This is a genomic window from Streptomyces sp. NPDC048417, assembly GCF_040651615.1.
In the GTDB taxonomy this organism is placed as follows: domain Bacteria; phylum Actinomycetota; class Actinomycetes; order Streptomycetales; family Streptomycetaceae; genus Streptomyces.
Genome location: NZ_JBEZKI010000008.1, coordinates 96682 through 116445 on the forward strand (window position 1 = coordinate 96682; position 19764 = coordinate 116445).

At 72.5% G+C, this 19764-nt stretch carries 3 protein-coding genes (1 of these 3 only partly in view); all 3 read right to left on the reverse strand.

The features are described 5' to 3' along the window. Tightly spaced (at most 14 nt apart), the 3 genes in view from AB0D59_RS14535 to AB0D59_RS14545 form a layout consistent with a single transcriptional unit that may run on beyond the window. On the reverse strand, positions 1-16339 hold the 5' end (the start) of the coding sequence (locus AB0D59_RS14535) for a lonely Cys domain-containing protein (RefSeq protein ID WP_362564754.1). Its footprint begins 22946 nt before the window's first position; the window shows 16339 of its 39285 coding nt (coding positions 1-16339); it begins with the start codon at positions 16337-16339; the stop codon falls past the left edge of the window. Positions 16340-16352: 13 nt separating this feature from the next. After that, positions 16353-16883: a hypothetical protein gene (locus AB0D59_RS14540; protein WP_362564756.1), complete on the reverse strand. Its 531-nt coding sequence runs from the start codon at positions 16881-16883 to the stop codon at positions 16353-16355. Between the two features lie 14 nt (positions 16884-16897). Next, positions 16898-19576, reverse strand: a complete 2679-nt coding sequence (locus tag AB0D59_RS14545; protein ID WP_362564757.1) for a WXG100 family type VII secretion target — start codon at positions 19574-19576, stop codon at positions 16898-16900. Between the last annotated feature and the right edge of the window lie 188 nt (positions 19577-19764).

The following is a 19764-nucleotide window of genomic DNA, read 5'->3' on the forward strand; positions in this document are numbered from 1 at the left end:
AGCGGTGGTCCTCCAGCTCCATGGCCGGCCACAGGCCCTCGAACTCCTGGGCGCCCGGCACCAGCACGGCCCGCACCCGCACGGTCCGGGTGCCGATCCGGTACCGCTTCCAGCCGACGACGCCGATCCTGGCCGGCGCCGAGGTACCGATGCCCACCATCTCGCGACGCAGCGCGCGGACCACCCGGGACGAGACGAGCTGCCGGATGGCCTCCCGGCTCTCGTCGTCCATCCCCAGGTCACGGACCTTCTGGTCGAATTCGTCCAGTACCCGGCTGGTGTTCAGGGAGTTCACCGGATAGGTGGCGAACGGGCTGTTCCTGAACCACTCCGGCTGCATCCACACATGGATCGCGTACGTCGGCACCGCGCCCTGGGCGTCCGCCGCGTCCGTGAGGACGCGCAGCAGATGGGCACTGCGCTCGGGAAGATGCCCGAGCCAGCCACCGCGGACCCGCAGGCGCTCCCCGCCCCAGCCGCGCACCCCGCCCGGCAGCAGCCGGCGCAGCGGCGACAGCAGCCCGAACACCCGTATTTCCGCCGCGACCTCGTGTTCCGCGTCACCGGCGACCAGCACCTGGTACCCCGCGTCGACCCGGTTGATGTCCGAGACGATGGTCCGGGCGATCTGGACCGACTCCCCCCGGGAGGTCCACCAGGGACGCACCGTCACTCCATAGCCGCCGGTGATTTCCGGACCGACCGGGTGGGAGTGGTTGTAGACGAAGGTGCCACCGAAGGACTGGGTGAACGACTTGCCCCGCGACCCCGACGCCTGGGTGCTGCCGGTGACCGTCAGCTCGGTCTCCAGCGGGGCCGGCCGGGCCAGCGCCCGCAGCACGCTCACCCGCACCCGGTGGACCACGGTCCCCATGTCGTCCAGGTAGGGCCCCTTGCCGAACAGCCCGGTGGTGCGCGAGCCCAGCGGGCCGGAACTCTGGTCGAAGTCCGCCGTCAGGTACTGCGGCCGCTGCGGGCGCACCGCCGCGTCATGCGCGGGCGAGCCCAGCGTGGTGAGGTGCCACGCCCCCCGGGACGCCTGCTTCAGAACCCGGTCCACGATGCCGGGCTCGCCGCCCAGCGCCACGACGGACACGGTCTGGTAGGGGTGTTCGGAGAGCGGCCCCGGCCGGTGGTCGTCGATCGCCGAGAGCGCGCCCTCCGTCAGCGCCTTGGCCTCGTCGGAGTCCATGGGCTCCTGGGTGATCCGGACGTCGTCCGGGAGCGCGTACGGGTTGTCGGCGCCCGGCGCGTGCGGGTCCCGGCTCGGCATGTGCTCCGAGGGCACGCTGATCAGCACCCGGGCCGCCACGGCGGGGTCGGGCGCGGTGTCGCCGACGACCTCGGTCTTGCTCTGCGTGAAGACGAAGAGCCGGGTGCCCAGGATGCCGAGCGAGGCGATGCCCCGGAACAGGCTGCGCAGACGCCAGTAGCCGCCGGTACTCGCCGAGAACGTGATGCCGTAGCTGAACAGATGGGAGGGCCTGGTGCTGACCGCCATCGGCTCGAACGCCGCGCCCGGGCCGTAGCCGATCCCGTGCTGGGTCCGGCCGTCCGCCTGGTAGCCCACCTGGCCCGTGCCGCCGTGCTTTGCGGAGCCGATGTTGTCGACGTGGCTGTCACGCACCGACACCTGCAGTTCGAACCCGGCTCCGGAGCTCACCGACATGTTCTGCTGGCCGCTGAGGGAGGTGGATCCGGGGGTGCTGTAGCGCATCTTGAGGTCGTTCTGGGTGCCCTCGTATCGGCGGTCGGTCAGTTCGGCGTCGAGCCAGATGTACCGGTAGCCACGGGTGAACCGGCCCGGCTCCACCAGTTCGACCCGGATGCCGGTGCTGGACAGCGCCTGCAGGTTCCCGGCCGTGCTGTGGTGCGACAGTGCGTTGATGACGGTCAGGGTGTTGGACAGCACCATCTGGTAGTGCGCGTGGTTCCGCCACTCGGACGGGTCACCGAGATCGACGAACGGGGCGACCAGATCGGGGAACTTCCGGTGGACCGCCTCCAGGACCTGGTCGATCAGGATGTCCAGCACGGTGCGCCCGGGTCCGCCGGCCGCCTCGCCGAGCTCGATGCCCTCGGGGCCCTCCACCGCCGGGGTGATCCCCGTGGGCCGCTCGGTGTACCGGCCGTCGGCGAAGGTGAAGCTCTCCACCCGGCTCATGCCGAGGGTGGGCGGGTGGTCCTGGGTGAGATACGCCGGGGCGAACGGCACCGCGCCGCTCTGCCGGCGCAGGGTGGTGCCGTCGTCCCAGCCGGCCAGCCGGCGCGCCTCGGTCTGCGTCATCCGGTCCAGGCTCCAGGTGACGAACGGCGTCGCCGCCGGGTCCCCGGTCTTGCGCACGTAGACGGTCTTCTCGACCAGATACAGGTCAGTGGTCGAGCCCTTCGCCCGGCCCACCGCCTTGACCCCGCCGGCACCGCCCGTCACCTGCGAACGTCCCGACATGTGCCCGTAGCGGGCGACGGGGCCGAACTGGATCCGCATGCGGAGGCTGTCGACCAGGCCGAAGAGACTCGGCAGGTTGAAGGTCGGACCCGCCACGACGGTGACGTCCTGCTGGAACGCCTTGGTCACCCGGCGCTCGTTGCGCACGGTCAGCTGACCGCTGTCCCGCAGTTCCTGGACGTCCTCCTCCGAGACGAGGAGGGCCCGCCCCGGGATCACCCGCTCGATCACGAACGCGCCCAGCGGAGTGTGCTTGTTGTCGTCGTCGAACAGCGGCGCACTGGCCACCCGGGAGCGGGACAGCCGCGCGGCCATCTCCCGGAAGCTGTCGGAGGAGAAGAGCGCGTCGAGTTCGTCGTAGGCGGAGGTGCCCTCCCGGGTGCCGATCCGGTCCACCGCCCAGTCCCGGATCTCCCGGATCGGTCCGAAGTCCTCGGTGAACACCAGCCGGTAGTCCGACTCCGCGCTGAGGTTCATCGTCCTCGGGGTCCGGCCCGGCTCCGACCCGTCCGTGAGACTGTCCGGCAGCCGCAGCGACAGACCGTCGCGCACGGCGAAGCCGACGGCGTGGTCCGGACGGGCCGCTTCCGCGGGCCTGCGCCGCCAGGGGGTGCCGAGGACGCCCCGGCGAGCGGGCCGCAGCGCCCCGTCCCTGACGGTCAACTCGTAGTACACGTCGTCGAGATGCAGATGGGAGGGGCCGGTCGAGCGGTTCTCGGCCTGGCTCAGCACCTGATCGCTCATCAGGTAGTCGAAAGCGGTGGTGTATCCGAACCGTGCGGCGATCCGGCCGAACCCGACGAACATGGCGCTCGGCGGACCGAGCGGCACACCCGGAGCGATCTGACGGGTGGTGGCGACCGTCTTGCTGGCCCCGGTGGTGGCCTGGCTGCGCCGCATGTTGTCGACCTTGGTGAGCTTGCCCTCACCGTCGCCGAACCGCTCCCACTCGCCGTAGTTGCGCACCCTGATCTGCAGCGTGCGGATCCGTCCCTCGACGGTGCGGTACACGAAGTCACGCCCGTCGGCGGCGAAGGTCCGGGGCTCGCCCTCCAGGGCCCGCCCCACCCGGTCGAGCAGGGCCGCGATCCCGTTGCGGCGCGGACGCCTTCCGCGTGGTCGCGGGTCCTGCGGCCGGGTCGCCGGGTCCTGTCCCAGCAGCCGCTCGATCTCCGCCATCACCTGGTCGGTGCCGCGCAGCACCACCGCGCTCTGCCCGAAGACGGCGGCGTCGTCGAGCACGGCCAGCCGGTCCGGGTCGGTGAGCACATCCGGGTCGTCCTCGGCCAGGAGCGTCAGCAGGTTGAGGTAGTCCGGCATCCTGCTGCCGTCCTCGAACCGGTTGGGGCCCTGATGGACGGGCGGCGGCAGCAGCGCCCGGTCCAGCCGGGCCGGCCGGTGCAGCTCCAGTTCCTCCTCGATCCGCGCCCCAGGGAACCTGGGCCGCTGGACCGGGGCGGACGGGGCGTCGGGGGACGGGGTGACGACGATCTCCGGGAGCCGGCCCTGGTCCTGCCCCGGCTCCTGGGCCTGGCCCTGTCCCCGGTTCGCGGGACCGGCGGCACCCACGCGAGGGGCTCCGCCGGGTGCAGTGCCGAGCCTCAGGCGTATGAGGTCGGTTTCCTTGGCGTTCTTCCTCATGGCGATGACCACGCGAGCGGTCACGTCCGCGGTCGACTTCAGGTCCTTCTTCCAGTACGACGGCAGCGCTGCGTACGCCTTCGCCACGTCCCCGGCGGTCGCGGGGCCCTTGTTCCACTTCAGCCGCTCCAGCTCCCTGTTCACGGAGGCCTTGAGCTCGGAGAAGTAGGAACCGGACACCGCCCTGTCCGTGTCCACGGGGCCCGCGCCGGCGTCCGACTGGGACTGCGACGGCGACTGCGACAGCCGCTGCGGGGCGGCCGGGGGCTGGATCGTGGTGGGCGGTGCGGTGTGGCGGGCGATGCCGGACGGGGCCTCGGGGCCGAAGGTCCAGATCACCGGCTCGGACGGGGGTGCCGTGCCGGGTTCCAGGGTGGCGCCCACGAGGCCCAGGGCCGTACCCAGATCGTGGCCGACCGGGACGGCGCGGCGCTGTCCCGGCACGTTCAGGGCGAAGCCCTCGCCGGTGTCCACGCGCAGGTCCACACTGCCCGCGTCGTGCGGGACTGGGGTTCCGGCGACAATCTCCGTGGGGCCGGTCTGGACCGGCAGTCCCACCGGCGCGAGCACCAGGGCGTTCAGCTCGTCGGCGACCTGAGCGCCGAAGGACGGGAGACCGGCCTGTACGCGCCCGGCCTGGCCCGCCAGGATGACGACGGGCAGCCGGGTGCCCGGTTCCCAGGCCGTCCGGCGCTCGACGTACTGCGCGACCTCCGCCGCCGTCCGCCACCGTCCGGCCAGGTACATGCGGTTGTCGCTGGCCCGGTACTGACCGCCCACAACGACCGCGCGGTCGCTCGTCGGCAGCAGCGGGGAGGGATGGTCGCGGGTGGGCAGCTCGTGCCGGCCCACGAACCGCGCCCCGGTGAAGCCGCCGTTCAGGGCGACCTTCGCGGTCCGGGCGCCGGTTCCGCCGCCCGAGGCGTCGGCCGACGGTACGGCGGTGCCCTCGGCGGTGGTGGCGGCCCGGGAGGTCTCCGGCGCCGGACGCCCGAACGCCTGCTCCTGGGCCGCGTGCTGCCACTGCTCGTCCCAGCGGGCGGCCTCGGCGCGGGCGGCCTGTTCGGCGGCCTCGTCGGCGGCGGCCTGACGCTCCACAGCCCGCGAGGCCGTGCCGCCCTTCGCCCCGGCCTGCGCCTCGCGCAGCGCGTCGGCGGAGGCCTGCGCGGCCGAGGCCGACTCCTCGACGCGTTGCCGGTTCCAGTCCGAGACCAACTGGTAGATCTCGTCCCGGGTCTGCCACGTGTCGCCCGCCCGGTCCGTGGGTCCGGAGGGCTCGGAGGGCTTGGCGGAGCTGAGCGCCGGCTCGTTGTGCACGGTCTCGGACGGCGTCGCGGTCTCAGACGGCGTCGCGGTCTCAGACGGCGTCGCGGTCTCGGACGGCGTCGCGGTTTCGTGGATCTGCGTCTGTGTCCGCGTCTGCGTCTCCGCCGTGCGGGCGGACTGCTCCCCTGCGGCGGCGGGGGTGTTCTCGGCCGCCGCCTTGGGCTGCGTGGCCGCCGGCCGGGCTGTGGTCGGCTCCGCGGCCTTGGCCGCCGCGTCTGCCGCCCTGTTCATCCCGACTTCGGTCTCCAGGCGCCACTGGGCCGCCGCCCGATCGGTCTCCGCCTCCTGACGATTCCGCTCAGCATCCGCCCTCGCCTGCTCGGCGGCCTGCACATCCGACTCCGCCTTGCGCGCCGTCTCCTGGAGGTCCGCCTTGTAACGGGCCACCGCCTCCGCCACGCGCGCCTGTTCGGCCTTCGCGGCGGCCGGCGAGGGGGTCTTGGTCTCTGCCGACGCGGAAGACCTGGTTTCCGCGGGCGCGGAGGTCTTGGCCTCGGCGGACGCCGAGGTCCTGGCCTCCGCCGACGCTGCGGACTCGGCCTCCGCCGACGCCGCCGTCCTGGTCTCCACAGACGTCGTCCTGGTTTCCGCACCCGCGGCGCGCCCGGCCTCACCCTGCCGGGTGCCCACGGTGTCGGAACGCCCGGTCTCACCCGTCCGCGGACCGTCCGTCTCGGCGCTGGCGCGCCCCGACTCGCCGGCACTGCCCCGGCCTACGGCCGGATCCGTGCGTGTCGGCGGTGCGGCGCTCGCGGCGTCGTGCTCCGTGCGGGCGGTCTCGGCTGCGGGTGCCTTCTCGTCCAGCGTCTTCAGGAAATCGGCGAGGGCCGCCGCGTACGGCGACTGCGGCAACTGCACCTCGGGCCGCTCCAGCACCGCGGCCTGCGCCGATGGATTCGCGTCGGACTTCGCGGCGTCCGTACCCTCCCCCTGCCGGTCGGCGGAGGTCGCGTCGGCGCTTTCGCCCGGCTGCGACGTCCCGGACTTCTCGGTCCGGGCACCGTCCGCGTCGTCGCGCGTGCCGGACGCGCGCCCGTCGCCGATCGGCGTCACCTTTCCCGTCAGCGGGTCCTCGACGGCGGCGGCTCGTACGCCCTTGCCCTGCAGGAAGCCCGCCAACGCGGCCTGGTAGTCGGCCAGCGCCTCCGTCATCGTCTTCTCGCTGCCCGACTCCCACGCCTGGCGAAGTTCGCTCGCCCACGCCCGCGCGGCCTCCTCGGACATTCCGACCCTGGACGCCTGCTGGAACACAGCTTCCTGCTGGCTCTCCGCCCCCTTCCGGAAGTTCGCCTCCCCCTGTGCCTGCCGCATGTCGGAGATGTGCGTCCGCAGAGTGTCCAGCACCCGCTGCACCCCGCCCGGGCCGCTCTCCTGGTACTCGCGCACGGCCCAGTCGCCCCACGCCCTGGCCTGCCCGAGAAGTCCGTCCTTGGTGGGCAGGGTGCGCAGCGCGTAGTCGGCCATCAGGGTGCCGATGCGCTCCGTCGGCATATGGGACTGCGGCAGCTCACCCTTGCTGCCTGTCAGCACCTTCTGCCAGGGCTCCTGCTTCGCCACGCCGTCCCGCATCGGTTCCGGCCGCCTGCCGCCGGCCACATCCGCGCGCTCGGTGAGGTGGTCGGCCCGGATCTGGGCCACCTGGGCTCGGCCCGCGGTGTCCCCGGCACCCTGCTCCGCCTCGGCCAGCCGGGTCCGCAGCTCGCTGATCTCGGCGGCATGGACATCCCCGCGCTCCTGGGCCGCCTTCAGCTCCGTCTTCGCCGTCTCCAGCCGTGTCTGCCGCGCGGGCTCCCCGAGGGTCTCGGCCCGCCGGGCCTCGACGAACTGAGCCCGCGCCTCGGCCACCGCGGCGTCGTCGGACTGCTTGCGCTCCACGGCCTGCTGACGGCGCGTCACCGTCTGCACGTCCGCCCGCGCCACGTCGGCCAGAGCGCGCCCCGTGTCCTGCGTCGCCGCCCTGGCCTCCGCCACCTTGGCCTGTGCGGCCTGGATCCCCGGGTCGTCGGCCTTCTGCGCCGCCCGGAGGTCCGCCCGCGCCCCCTCCAGCCGCGCCTGCTCGGAGGCCACCGCGTCCCGGGCCTCAGACAGCCACTCCCGCGCCGACTGGATGGCGGCCGGGTCGGCGTCCGCACGTTGCTCCGCCGCCCGCAGTTCCGCCTGAGACAGCTGCTCCTCGTGGAGCCTGCTCCGTACGGACTGCTCGGCCTCCAGCACCTGGGTACGTGCCGCGTCGACGGCCGCCGGGTCGACGCCCGCGCGCTCCTGCGCCGTCGACAGACCCGCCCAGGCCTCGTCCAGCCTCTGCAGTGCGGCCCGGTCGGCGGCGAGCGTCTCGGAGGCCCGCGCCTCTCCCTGCGTCGGCGCCGTCTGTTCCGGCCGGTTCTTGTTCTGGGTCCGCAGCGCGGACTGCAGTTTCTGCCGGGCCGCCGCGGTGTTCTCCGGCGCCTCGCGCACGGCCGTCCGGGCCTCGTTGACCCGTGTCTCGGCCGCCTGCACCGTCTGATCCAGCAGTTCGTCCAGCTTCGGCCGTGCCTCCGCGACCACCTGGTCCCGGTGTACGGCGGCCGCCTCCGCCTCCTGCCGTGCGGTCGCGGCCTCCAGCCGCGCCTGAACCGCCTGTTCCGTCAGATGCACCGGGTCCGCCGCGCCGGACCGCCCGCCCGTCGCCTCGGACCGGTCGTTCATCAGGTGCTGGACCAGCGCGTCGTCCTGCACCTGGGTACGTGGCCGGTCCGCGCGCTTGCCGGCGCCGTCCGCGAGGATTCGCGTGACCTGCGCCTCCCGCGCCGCGGGGTTGTCCCGGGGCAGCGACCGCGCGGTCAGGTCGCCCTGCGCGAACCGCCGCTCCAACTGCGCGACGTGTACGGCGTCCTCGGCCTTGTGGACCTGGTCGAGCGCGGCCTCGCGGAGCGACACATCCGCCCCGGGGCGTTGCAGGACCGACCGGAATTCGGCCTGGGCCTGCGCCAGCTTCCGCTGTTCCGTCCTCAGCACGCTCTCGGTCTCGGTGAGCCGCGTCTGCGCGGCCTTCCGGTCCGCGGCGTCCGCCGCGCGGTGCGTGATCGACTCCAGGTCCGCCCGCGCGGCCGCGTCCTTGGCCTCGGCCTCGTACAGGGCACGTCCGTCCGCCGGCCGTGCCTCGGCGGCCTCCGGAGCGGTCCGGTCGCCGCCCTCGCTCCGGCGCGCCGTCTCCAGATCGGCGAGCTGGGCCGCCAGGTCCTCCCGTGCCGCGCGCCCTTTCTGGTAGGACTCGGCGGTCCGGGTCTGAGCCGCCTGGAGTTCCGCGGTGTCGGACTCGCGCCGCTGTGCCGTCGCCAGATCGGCCCGCTCCACCGGCAGTTCCCACCGCGCGGCCCGTGCCTCGTGCCGTGCGGCCACCTGGGCGTCCTGGGCCTGGTAGGCCCGGTCGAGCGCGTCCGCGCGGCGCTCCCCGTCCGCCGCGGAGCCGGTCCTGTCCCGGAGCATCGAGGTGAGTTCCGCCAGCGCCTCCCGCACCTCCCGGCCCCTGGCGGCCAGCGCCTCCTGGGCCTTCGCTACCCGCGTCTGGGCGGTCCCGAGCGCTTCGGGATCCGCCTGGCTGAGATGCGCCGCCTCCCACTCCGCGCGTACCGCCGCCTCGTGCTCGACGGCCTCGCGCTGCGCACGCTCCGTGGCCGCCAGGCGGGCCTGTGCGGCCTGCACCGCCGGGTCGGCGGCGTCGCTGCGCCGGGCCGACGGTTCCGCCTGTGCCCCGTCCAGTTTTCCGCGCGCCGTGCCCACACCGTCCCGGGTCTCGGCGGCCCGGGTCAGGGCGGCCGCCAGCTCGGCGGCGTCGGCCTGGCGCTGCCGCACGGCCGCCAGATCGGCTCGCGCCGCCGTCAGCTCCCGCGCCGACGCCGACTCCACGGACTCGGACTCGGCCAGCCGCGACCGCGCGGCCTGCATGGCCGCCGACTCGGTCTTCTGGCCACGCCCCGCGACCGACTCGGCGCTCTCGCTCCGCCATGTCGCCACGAGGTCCGCCCTCGCTCCCACCACTTCCTGCCGGGAGGCCCGTCGCGACTCGTAGGACTCGAAGACGCGGGTCTGTGCCGCCTCGAGTTCCGCGGTGTCGGCCTGGCGTCGCTGTGCCGACTCCAGAGCGGCCCGCGCGGACTCCGCGGTCCCCCGCAGCTCGGCGGTCCGCGTTTGCGTGGACTCCAGGGAGTCACGGATCTCGGAGACCCGGCTCTGCGCCGCCTCCGCCGCCTCCCGCTGCTCGGAGGCCCGGATCTGGGCAGTCTCCACCGCCACACGCTTCTCCGCGAGCCGAGCCTGCGCGGCTTCCGCGGCCTCCGGCGTCGTCGGCTCGGCGCTCTCGCTCCGCCGTGCCGTCTCCCGCTCCAGGTCCGCCCGCGCCCCCGCCAAGTCCCGCTCCGCGGAGGCCGCCGCGGACTCGGTCTCCGACGCCCGCTGCTGCGCGGACTCCAGGTCCGCCTGGTTCCCCGCCAGCTCCCGCTCCGTCGAGAGCGCCGCGGACTCGGTCTCCGACGCCCACTTCTGCGTGGTCTCCAGGGCGTCCCGGGCCTCGGCGGCCTGGGTTCGCGCGGAGTCCAGGGCCGCGGCTTCCGCTTCCCGCTCCTGCGCGGCCATCAGGTCGGCCTGGTCCGCGTCCCTGTTCAGCCGTGCGTCGCCCAGGACGTCCCGGGTCTCGGCGAGTCGCACCTCCGCGGCCGCACGTTCGGCCTGGCGCTGCTGTACCGCCGTGAGACGGGTCTGCGCGTTCGCCAGTTCCGTCCGTTCGGTCTGTACGGCGTCCCGCGCCGAGGCGAGCTGTGCCTGCGCCGCGTCGACCGCGGCCGGATCGGTGTCCGCACTCCGCTGGGCCGCTGCCAGATCGGCCTGCGCCGCCTGCTCCTTCCGCTCGGCCGCCGACAGCGCGGACTCGGACGTCGACACGCGCGTCTGCGCGGCCTCCACGGGGCCCTCGGCCTTCGCCGGCTGCGCCTTCTGCGCCGCCTTCGGAGCGTTCCTGAGGGTGTCGGGCCGTGTGCTCGCGTCCTGCAGAGCCTCCAGCTTCTCGGCATCCGCGTGACGCTGTACCAACTCGGCCAGGTCGGTCCGCGCCGCCCGCTCCTGCACCCGCGCGGACTCCAGCGTGTGCTGGAACTTGGCGGCCTTCGTCTCCACCGCCCTGAGCTCCGCGGTGATCGTCTGACGCAGCTGCACCGCGGCCAGATCGGCCCGGGCTTCCCGCACCTCCCGCTCCGCCGCCAGGACACCGGACTCGGCCTCCGGCGCCCGCCCCCCGGTCTCCGCGTCCGCACGCTGCCGCGCGACGTCCAGCGCGTCCTGCGCCTTGCCGACCCACGTCTGCCCTGCCTCCACCGCCCGGGCGTCGGCCTGACGCCCCAGCGCCGCGTCCAGATCCGCGCGCGCCGCGCGCCACGGCTGCTGTGCGCTCTCCAGGGCGTCCCACTTCTCGGCGAGCCGCTGTTCCGCCATCTCCCGGGCCACGTCGCCGACCTGACGCTCCTGTGCCTTCGACAGGTTCTGCCGAGCCCCCTCCAGCGACTCGCGCAGGGCCGCCACAGCGGCCTGTGCCCGGGCGCTCCCCGCCTCGGGGGCCTGTGCCAACTCCCGCTCCGCCGCCGACAGCGCGGACTCGGACTCCGCCACGCGTGTCTGTGCCGCCCGCACGTCCGCGCCGATCCGTGCCTGCGCCGCCTCCAGCGCCGCGGCATCGGCCTTGCCCTCCCGCGCCGCCTTCGCGTCCGCCTCCGCCGCCTTCACCTCCGCGACCGCCACCGACACCGCGGACTCGGTCTCCGACACCCGCGCCTGCGCCGCCGTCACGGCGTCCCCGGCCTCGGCGGCCCTTGACCGTGCCGTTTCCAGAGCCGCGGCATCGGCCTGTCGCTGCTCCGCCTCCAGCTTCTGTTCCGCCGTACGCACTACGGACTCGGTCGCCGCGACCCGTGCCTGCGCGGCCTCGACCACCGCAGGCTCGGCGCCCCCGCGCTGCTGCACGGCCGTCAGCTCGGTCTGTGCCGCGTCCCGCTCCCCCCGCCTGGCGTCCAGAGCGTCCCGTGCCTCGGAAACCCGCGTCTGCGCGGCTTCCAGCGCCTCGGCGTCCGAGTGCCGCCGCTGCGCGGCCGACAGCTCCGCCCGCTCTCCTGCCAGCTGCTGCCGTGCGGACTCCACGCCCGCCTGCTCCTTGGCGACCCGCGTCTGAGCCGCCTCCAGCGCCGAGGCGTCGGCCTTGCCCTGCGTCGCCTTCAGGTCCGCACGCGCCGCCTGCTCGGCCCGCTCGGCCGCCGACAGCGCGGACTCGGACGTCGACACGCGCGTCTGCGCGGCCTCCACGGCGTCCCGGGCCTCGGCGGCCCCCACGCGCGCGGCGGCCGGCGCCACGGCATCGGCCCGACGCTGCCGGTCCGCCGCCAGTTCCGCCACCGACCGGCCTGCCGGAGCCGCCGCATCGGGTCGCTCGCCGGTCTCGCTCCGGGCGGAGCTCCGGGGTGCTTCCTGGCCCTGCCCCGGCGTACGCGTCTGCCGCCCATCGGCGTTGCGCGCCGCCGCGAGCACCTGCGCCGACTCGGACCGCAGCTGCTGTTGCACCAGCGCGTCCTCCGCGTCGAACACCTGCTGGAGCGCCTTCTCGCGCGCTTCCGCGCCGCCGGTGCCCCGGATCTCCTGGAGCACCGCGTCCTTGTTCGCCCGGGCCTCCGCCAGGCGCGCCGCCGACAGATCCGCCCGGGCCGCCGCCTCCTTCGCCGCGTCGTCGTACAGAGCGCGTTCGGCCGCCGCCACCCGCGCCTCGGCGGCTTCCACAGCCCCCGGCTCGGCGTCCGCGTCCTGCCGTACCGCCGCCAGGTCCGCGCGGGCCTCCCGTACTTCCGTCTTCCTTGCCAGTACGGCGGACTCGGCGTCGGCCAGGCGCGTCTGCGCGGTCTCCATGTCCGCCCGGACCTGGGCCCGTTCGGTCTCGGCCTGCTTGCCGGTCACCCGGTCCGCCACGCTGCGCGCGGCGTCGGCCTTCGCCGTGGCGGTCCGCGCGGTGTCCATGGCCTCGGCGAGGGCCGTCTTCAGCGTCCCGAGCTGGGCGGCGCTGTCCTGCGCGCGCAGTTCCAGCACCTCCAGATCCGCGCGTGCCGACGCGAGTTCGGCCAGCGCGTCGCCCCGGGCGGTCTGCGCCGCGGTCAGGTTCGCGCGCGCCTCTTCGAGCGCGGCGGGGTCGACGTCCTTGCCACGCTTCTGCGCGGCCTCCAGTTTCGTCAGCTTCGTGCCCACCGACCGCAGCGTCCGCTGCGTCGCCGCGTCGTTCTTCTTGGCCGTGGACAGCCGGGTCTCCCCCTGCCCGACCGCGGCGGTGTCGGTGTCATGACGGCTCTGCGCCGCCTCTACCTGCGGGCCGAGCTCCGACTTCAACCGCTCCGCCCGGGCCTGCGCCGCCTCGGCCTCCAGCCGGGTCTGCTCGGCCTGCTCCACGGCCCGCGCCGGTTCCACTGCCTCGGGCCGGCCCTCGGCCTTCGCCGCGGAGGACCGCCCCGACGCCTGCTCCCGCAGGGTGGTGATACGCGACTGCAGTGCGTCCATCACGCGCTGCACGCCGGCGGAGCCGTTGTCGCGGTACTCCTGTGCGGCCCACTCGCCCCACTCCGAGACCTCGCCCCAGCGGCTCGGCCCGTCCATCGGCAGCTTCCGCTCCGCGTACGACGCCATGTGGTACGACACGGTCTCGGGGGTCAGACGGGCCGTCTCCAGGGCGACTCCGTCCGTGTCGTCCGCGAGCGTGCTCTTCCACGGGGTTCCGGCGGCGTCCTCGGAGGTACGCGCCGGTCCCTCGCCGAACAGGCGGTCGGCCCGGTCCCGCGTCACCTTGGCCCGGATCTCCGCGACCCGCACGGCGCCTTCCGCGTGCGTTTCCTGGCGCACGGCCTCATACAGCGCGGTCTGCTTCGCGACGAGGTCCTTGGCGGCCTCGTCCGCTCCGGACAGCTTTTCGTCGGGCTTGCCGCCGACACTGCCGTCAGCCTCGCCGGTCTTGGCGCTGGCCTTGCCGTCGGTCTTGCCGGATTTGCTGTCGGCCTTGCCGGCGTTGCTGTCGGCCTTGCCGCTCTCGGCCGACGAGGACTTCGTCTCCTCGGACTTGGCCGCGAGGTCGGTCGCGTCGGTCGACTTCGCCGCGGCGGACCTGGACGTGTCGTCGGCGGACCTGGAGGCCGCCCCGGCGCGGCTCGCCTCGCCGGTCTTGACCCTGCTCGCCTCGGCCCTGGCGTTCGCCTCGGCGCGCTGTGCGTCGGCGATCTTCTCGTCGACCTCCTTGCGGACCGCGGCCTTCTCCCGGTCCCCGACCTGCTGGCGCTTGGCGGCCTCCTTGGCGTCCGCGACCCGCTGCCGTTCCGCCTGGGTGATGTTCGTACCGGTGGACGTCCGGTCCGACGCCGTCCGCCCGGATTCGGCTTCTTCGGACCTGGCGGCCGACCGTGCCTCGTCCGCACCACGCTGCGCGCGTGACGTCTCGCCCGGCGCACCCGTGCGGGTCTGCCCGGCCCCGTCCGCCTCGGACCCGGCCCTCGCCGATGCCCCGTGCGGCGTTCCGCCTGCCTGCGCGATCCCCTCGGTCGCCTCCACGGGTGTGGTCTTGTCCTTCGCCGGCCGCGCGAGCGCGGCCGCGTCGCCGCCGTCACCCGACGCGGACCTGGCATCCGCCCTGGTGCCGCTCGCCGGCCGCGCGCCCTCGGACAGGGCCGCCGCCGTGCCGGCAGGCCGCACTTGCCGACCGCCCAGTCCGGCGGCCGACTTCAGCGGCTCACGTCCCGCGTTCGGGACCGTGCGTGTCCCGTCGGTGCCGCCGGAGGCGCGCTGCCCCTGGTCCGCCCCCGAACGTACGGCCGTGTCCGCGAGGTTGGCCTGGGCGCCGGGCTCCCTCGCCGCGGCGCCGCCCGCCGTCTCCGACGTGCCCGTACGACCGCCGCCCACGATCTGCCCGACCGACGCCTCGCGCACCGGACCCGACGGATGGACGACCTGGGGCTTCGCCGACGGAACCGACCGCACCGGAGACACCGTCTCCTCGGCCCCCGCGGTGCGCACGGACGCGTCCGACGCACCATTGCGTGCCGACACGTCCAGCGCGCTGTTACGCGTGGCCGCGTTCGACGTGCCCGTACGGCTGCCGCCCTCGATCTGCCCGACCGACGCCTCCCGCACCGGACCCGACGGATGAACGACCTCCGGCTTCGCCGACGGAACCGACCGCACCGGAGACACCGTCTCCTCGGCCCCCGCGGTGCGTGCGCCCGTGTTCGGCGTCGCGGCGTGGTTGTCGTCGGCAGATCGCAGCGCGTTCTGCGCCTGCCGCACCCCGGTGTCGACCGCCTTCGCCACGCCGGGCGCCGCGTTGCCGCCTGTGTCCTGCACCCTGCCGCCGACGGCACCCGTCGTCGGGCTGGACGTCTGCGGAGCGGCCTCGTGCGGGACGCCGGTGGCCGGCTGGGCCTCCAGGTTCGTCCGCACCACACGCTCGGCGCCGGAGGCGCCCACCGACTCCTGACCGCCGGTCGAGTGTCCGACCGTCGAGGCGTCCACGGTCCGCTGCGCGGCCTGCGCCGTCCTGGCCACGCCGCTGAGGCCGGAGCCGACGTCGTGCAGGACGCTCTGGCTCGTGGAGCCGTCCGCCACGCCGCTCGTGATCCCGCTCGTGCTCCCGCCGGCCGTCGAGGCCTTCGGCGCGGTCTGTACGGACTGGGTGGCGCCGTCGGTGACGGACCTGACCGCCGAGGAGCTTCCGGGCGAGGTGCCGGCGTCCACCGGGGTCACCTTGTTCGGTACGGCCGCGCCGTCGCCGGCGCCCGGACCGTCGCCCGCGCCGGTCGTCGTCACCTTGGTCGGCGTCGGTGCCGGCGCCGTGTCCGTCGACGTGCGCACGGTGGTACCCGTGAGCGTCCGGGTCACGGCAGAGTTGACCGAGACGTCCGAGGACAGCGTCAGGTCGGACTTGGTGAGGCCCTTGGAGGAATCGGCGATCGTCCCGCTGATGGAGGAGACGGAGGTGACCGACGACGGCAGGGTCAGTCCCGTACCACCGCCCGTGCCGGTGCCCGTCGCGGTGTCGCCCACCGAGGAGCCCACGTTCGCGGTGCCGACGTTCACATCGCCGACGTTGACATCGACCTTGAGCCCGTCCAGTTTCTCCTTGGCCACCTTGGCCAGGCCCTTGGTGACAGAGGCCACGGCCATGCCGACCCCGCCCCACAGCACCAGGTTCGAGATGAAACCGGGGATCTGCTCCAGGGAGGTGGGGACGGGAATGAGCTGCTGGGCGGTCGTCGGCAGACCGGCGGCGGCGTTGCCCGACGCCACCGCGGCCGCGTTGATGGCCATGAACTCGATGCCGAACCGGGCGACCTTCCCGGTGACGCTGGCCATCGTCACCGCCCAGTCGGGCAGGGTCTCCGTGACGGCGCTGACGGCGGATCCGACGAACTTGCCGACGTTGGAGACCATGTTGCTCATCGCGCTGACGGCTGTCGCGACCATTTCGGAGACCCTGCCCAGCAGGCCGACCATGGCGCCCAGCAGTCCGAGGAGTTCCGGCGCCGCGAAAATGAGCGCGCCCAGAAAGACACCGACGAGACCGGCGATCAGTTCCGCCAGTGCCTGCTTCGCGAGCGTTTCCTCCTGCTCGGTGCGGAGCATGGCGTAGTAATTGATCATCTCGCCGGTGTCCCAGAACTCTTCGATGATGTTCATCACCGCTTCGCGCTGGTCGGAGAAGGCCTGGGTCATGTACATCTCGGCGTCGCCCTGCCACGCCCCGTTGTTCAGGTCGAACTCGGCGCTGGTCATCCTGGCAGCCTGCTCGTCCAGAAAGTCACCGAAGTCGATGAGGGCGTTACCGAGTTCGTAGACCGGGTTCGGGTCCCAGGTCTTGTTGATGCTGGGCGCGTCGTCGGACATGATCGGGGCTACCTCAGAATCCGGTTTCGTTGACCGCGGTGGTGTGATAGTTCTCGTTCGGCGTGCCGCTCGGCTGGTCCACCGTGTCGGAGGGCGGACCCGAGGGGTGCGCGGCTTGCCACTCCGAACTGTTGGCCTGCACCATCTGGGTGTGGAACTGCTGGAACATCGCCTTTACGGCGCCCTCGCAGTTGGCGTAGTTCTCCGCGGCCTTCGCAATGCCTCCGGTGAGGACGTTGATGACGCCCTGAGCTCCCGGGACGTTTTCGTAGTACGCCCCGTCGGTGGCGTTGTTACGGTCCTCGGCCTCCTGCGTGCCGTAGAACTCTTGTGTCACCGCCGTCCAGCGGGCGTTGAAGTCGTCGGCGACGTCCGCGGCGTCGCCGGTCCACGAGAGCCGCAGTTCGCCCAGGGAATTCATGATGTCGGTGAGTGCGTAACTGATGTTCTGGGCCGCCGAGTTCACTTGCTCGCAAGCCGCGTTGAGACTGTTCGGATCCACCGAGAGCGTGACGGCGTTGTAGTCACGGGGAATGGCTGACATGGCCTGATGCCTCCTCAGGAGCCCTGCGAATTGGCGGTGTTGGCGGTCTCGGCGGAGATGTAGTTCGCCCTGCTGGTCATCATGCGTTCGATCATGTCGGTGAGGAGGTCCTGGAGGTCTCTCATGGTTTTGTTGACCTCGGTGGAGACATCGCTGAACGTGGTGCCGGCGGGGCCTTTCCAGGCGTCTTCGATGACGCGGTACTGATCCTGGATGGTGTTGATGTTGTCCTCGATCACATCGGCCCGGTTCCGGACCAGGGTGATGGCCTCTCCCAACTGGCCGATGTCGACCGCCCAGGCCGCGGGAGTCATCACCGTCGAGCCGTCGGCGAGCAGATAGGAGCCGTCGCTCTGCTGGGTGGCACCTTCGATTCCGTTGTCGGTGACCATGTAGGTGGAACCGTCGGAGCCGGTGAAGAGGCCGGTCTGGGTGTCGAGAGTGCCGGTGAGTACGGTGCCGTCCGCCAGGACGACGGTCGTCCCGTCGGAGGAGTAGAAATCACCGCCGGACATATAGCCGTAGAGGACCGTGCCGTCGGGCAGGGTCTTGGTCACCCCGTCCTTCAGGAAACTGCCGTCCGGGGTACTGACGCCGTGCTCGACCTCTCCGTCGGCCGAGACATAGACGGTCCCGTCCTGGGAGATCCAGCCGCCGTCCTGGGTCGCGCTTCCCAACAGCGTCTGGCCGTCGACGGCCTGCGAGGTGAGGAACTGCCCGTCCGCCGAGGTCTGTCCGTTCAGGACCGTGCCGTCGGGCTGGATCTCGACGGTCCCGTCCTGCGACACCCACGTTCCGTCGCTCAGCACGCTTCCGTACACCTGCTGGCCGTTGACGGTCCGCACCTGGCCGTTCGGCAGGAACGAACCGTCGGGCGCGGTCAGCCCGTCCTCGACCTCACCCGTGGGGGAGACATAAACGGTGCCGTCCTGGGAGATCCAGCCGCCGTCCGGGGTGGCGGTCCCCAGCAACGTCTGCCCGCCGACGGTCCGCGAGGTCAGGGACGAAGTGTCCTCCGACGTCGACTCCTCGGACTCGCCGGAGGTGGTCTCCTCGGTCCCGCCGGACGTCGTCGTCCCCTCGTCGGCGGTGGCATCGTCCACGACCGTGGTCGTGCCGTCGTCCGCGACCGTCGTCGTGCCGTCCCCGCCCGACGCGTCGCCGTTCGCCACGAACGATCCGTCCGACGAGGTCTGCCCGTACTCGACCTGACCGTCCGCCGAGACGTAGACGGTCCCGTCCTCGGAAATCCACCCGCCGTCCTGGGTGTCCGAGCCGAACAGAGTCTGACCGTCAACAGTGCGCTCGGTCAGAAACTGCCCGTCGGACGAGGTCTCCCCATGCTCGACCACACCATCGGCGGTGACCATCGTCGTCCCGTCCTCCGACAGAAACGACCCATCATCCAACTGCGTCCCATAAACGGTCTGACCGTCGATCTGCTGAACTTCACCATTCGCCAGAAACGCACCATCAGGCGCCGTCAGACCATGCTCGACCTCACCATCCGCCGAGACATAAACCGTCCCGTCCTGCGAAACCCACCCACCATCCTGAGTATCCGAACCCCACATCGTCTGACCGTCAACGGCCCGCTCGGTCAGAAACTGCCCATCGGACGTCGTCTGCCCGTGCTCGACCACACCCCCGGCCGTGACCATCGTCGTCCCGTCCTCCGACAGAAACGACCCATCATCCAACTGCGTCCCATAAACGGCCTGGCCATCGATCTGCTGAACTTCACCATTCGCCAGAAACGCACCATCAGGCGCCGTCAGACCATGCTCGACCTCACCATCCGCCGAGACATAAACCGTCCCGTCCTGCGAAACCCACCCACCATCCTGAGTATCCGAACCCCACATCGTCTGACCGTCAACGGCCCGCTCGGTCAGAAACTGCCCATCGGACGTCGTCTGCCCGTGCTCGACCACACCATCAGCAGTAACCATCGTCGTCCCGTCCTCCGACAGAAACGACCCATCATCCAACTGCGTCCCATAAACGGCCTGGCCATCGATCTGCAGAACTTCACCATTCGCCAGAAACGCACCATCAGGCGCCGTCAGACCATGCTCGACCGTGCCGTCGCTGGAGACATAGACCGTCCCGTCCTGCGAAACCCACCCGCCGTCCTGCGTGTCCGAGCCCAGCAGATGTTCACCGTCGACGGTGCGTTCGGTGAGGGACGGGCCGTCCGACGTGGTCTGCCCGGGATCTGGGTCGCCGGTGTCCGACGTGGTCGTCGTTGCGCCCGAATCCGGTGACGCGGATGCGGATGCGGACGGTGACGAATGAGGGTCGCCCTCCGGCGTGACCGACGTCGGCTCAGTCGGTGAAGTCCCGTAATCGGGCTGTGTGTTGTCGCGGACTCCTACCGTGTCACCGGCGTCCGGATGATCCGCCGGCGGATGGCCGTGGTGGTCGGCGTGGGCCGGCGTGTCGGGCTCGCTCGTCGCCCGGGAGAAGAACGACCTGTCCAGGTGAGTCAGCGGTCCGCCGTCAGGCGAGTGGTCGGCCCCGTCGGGAATGGAGCCGGGCCCGTCGACAACTGGTTCCGCCAGAGCCGAGCTCTGTGTGTCCGGCGCATCCGGGGTCTGGGCGTCGTCCTGGGCGGTCGAAACCGTCGCGGGTTCGAACAGACCCCGGTCCAGGGGAATCAACGCCTCGCCGTCGGTGTGCGCGTTCGTCATTTCGCCCCGTCTCCTCTCCCTGCCGGCGACTTCATATGTGTCCGCACGGTAAGGGTCGTGGAATGGTCGGAGACTGCGTAGATCCTTGTTACTGACGTACGGACGTCCTGGAATGGGGACGTCGAGCGACGGTCGATATCCCGGCACCATGGATAGGTCAATCAGAAGGCCGATGACCGAAGAAAGCG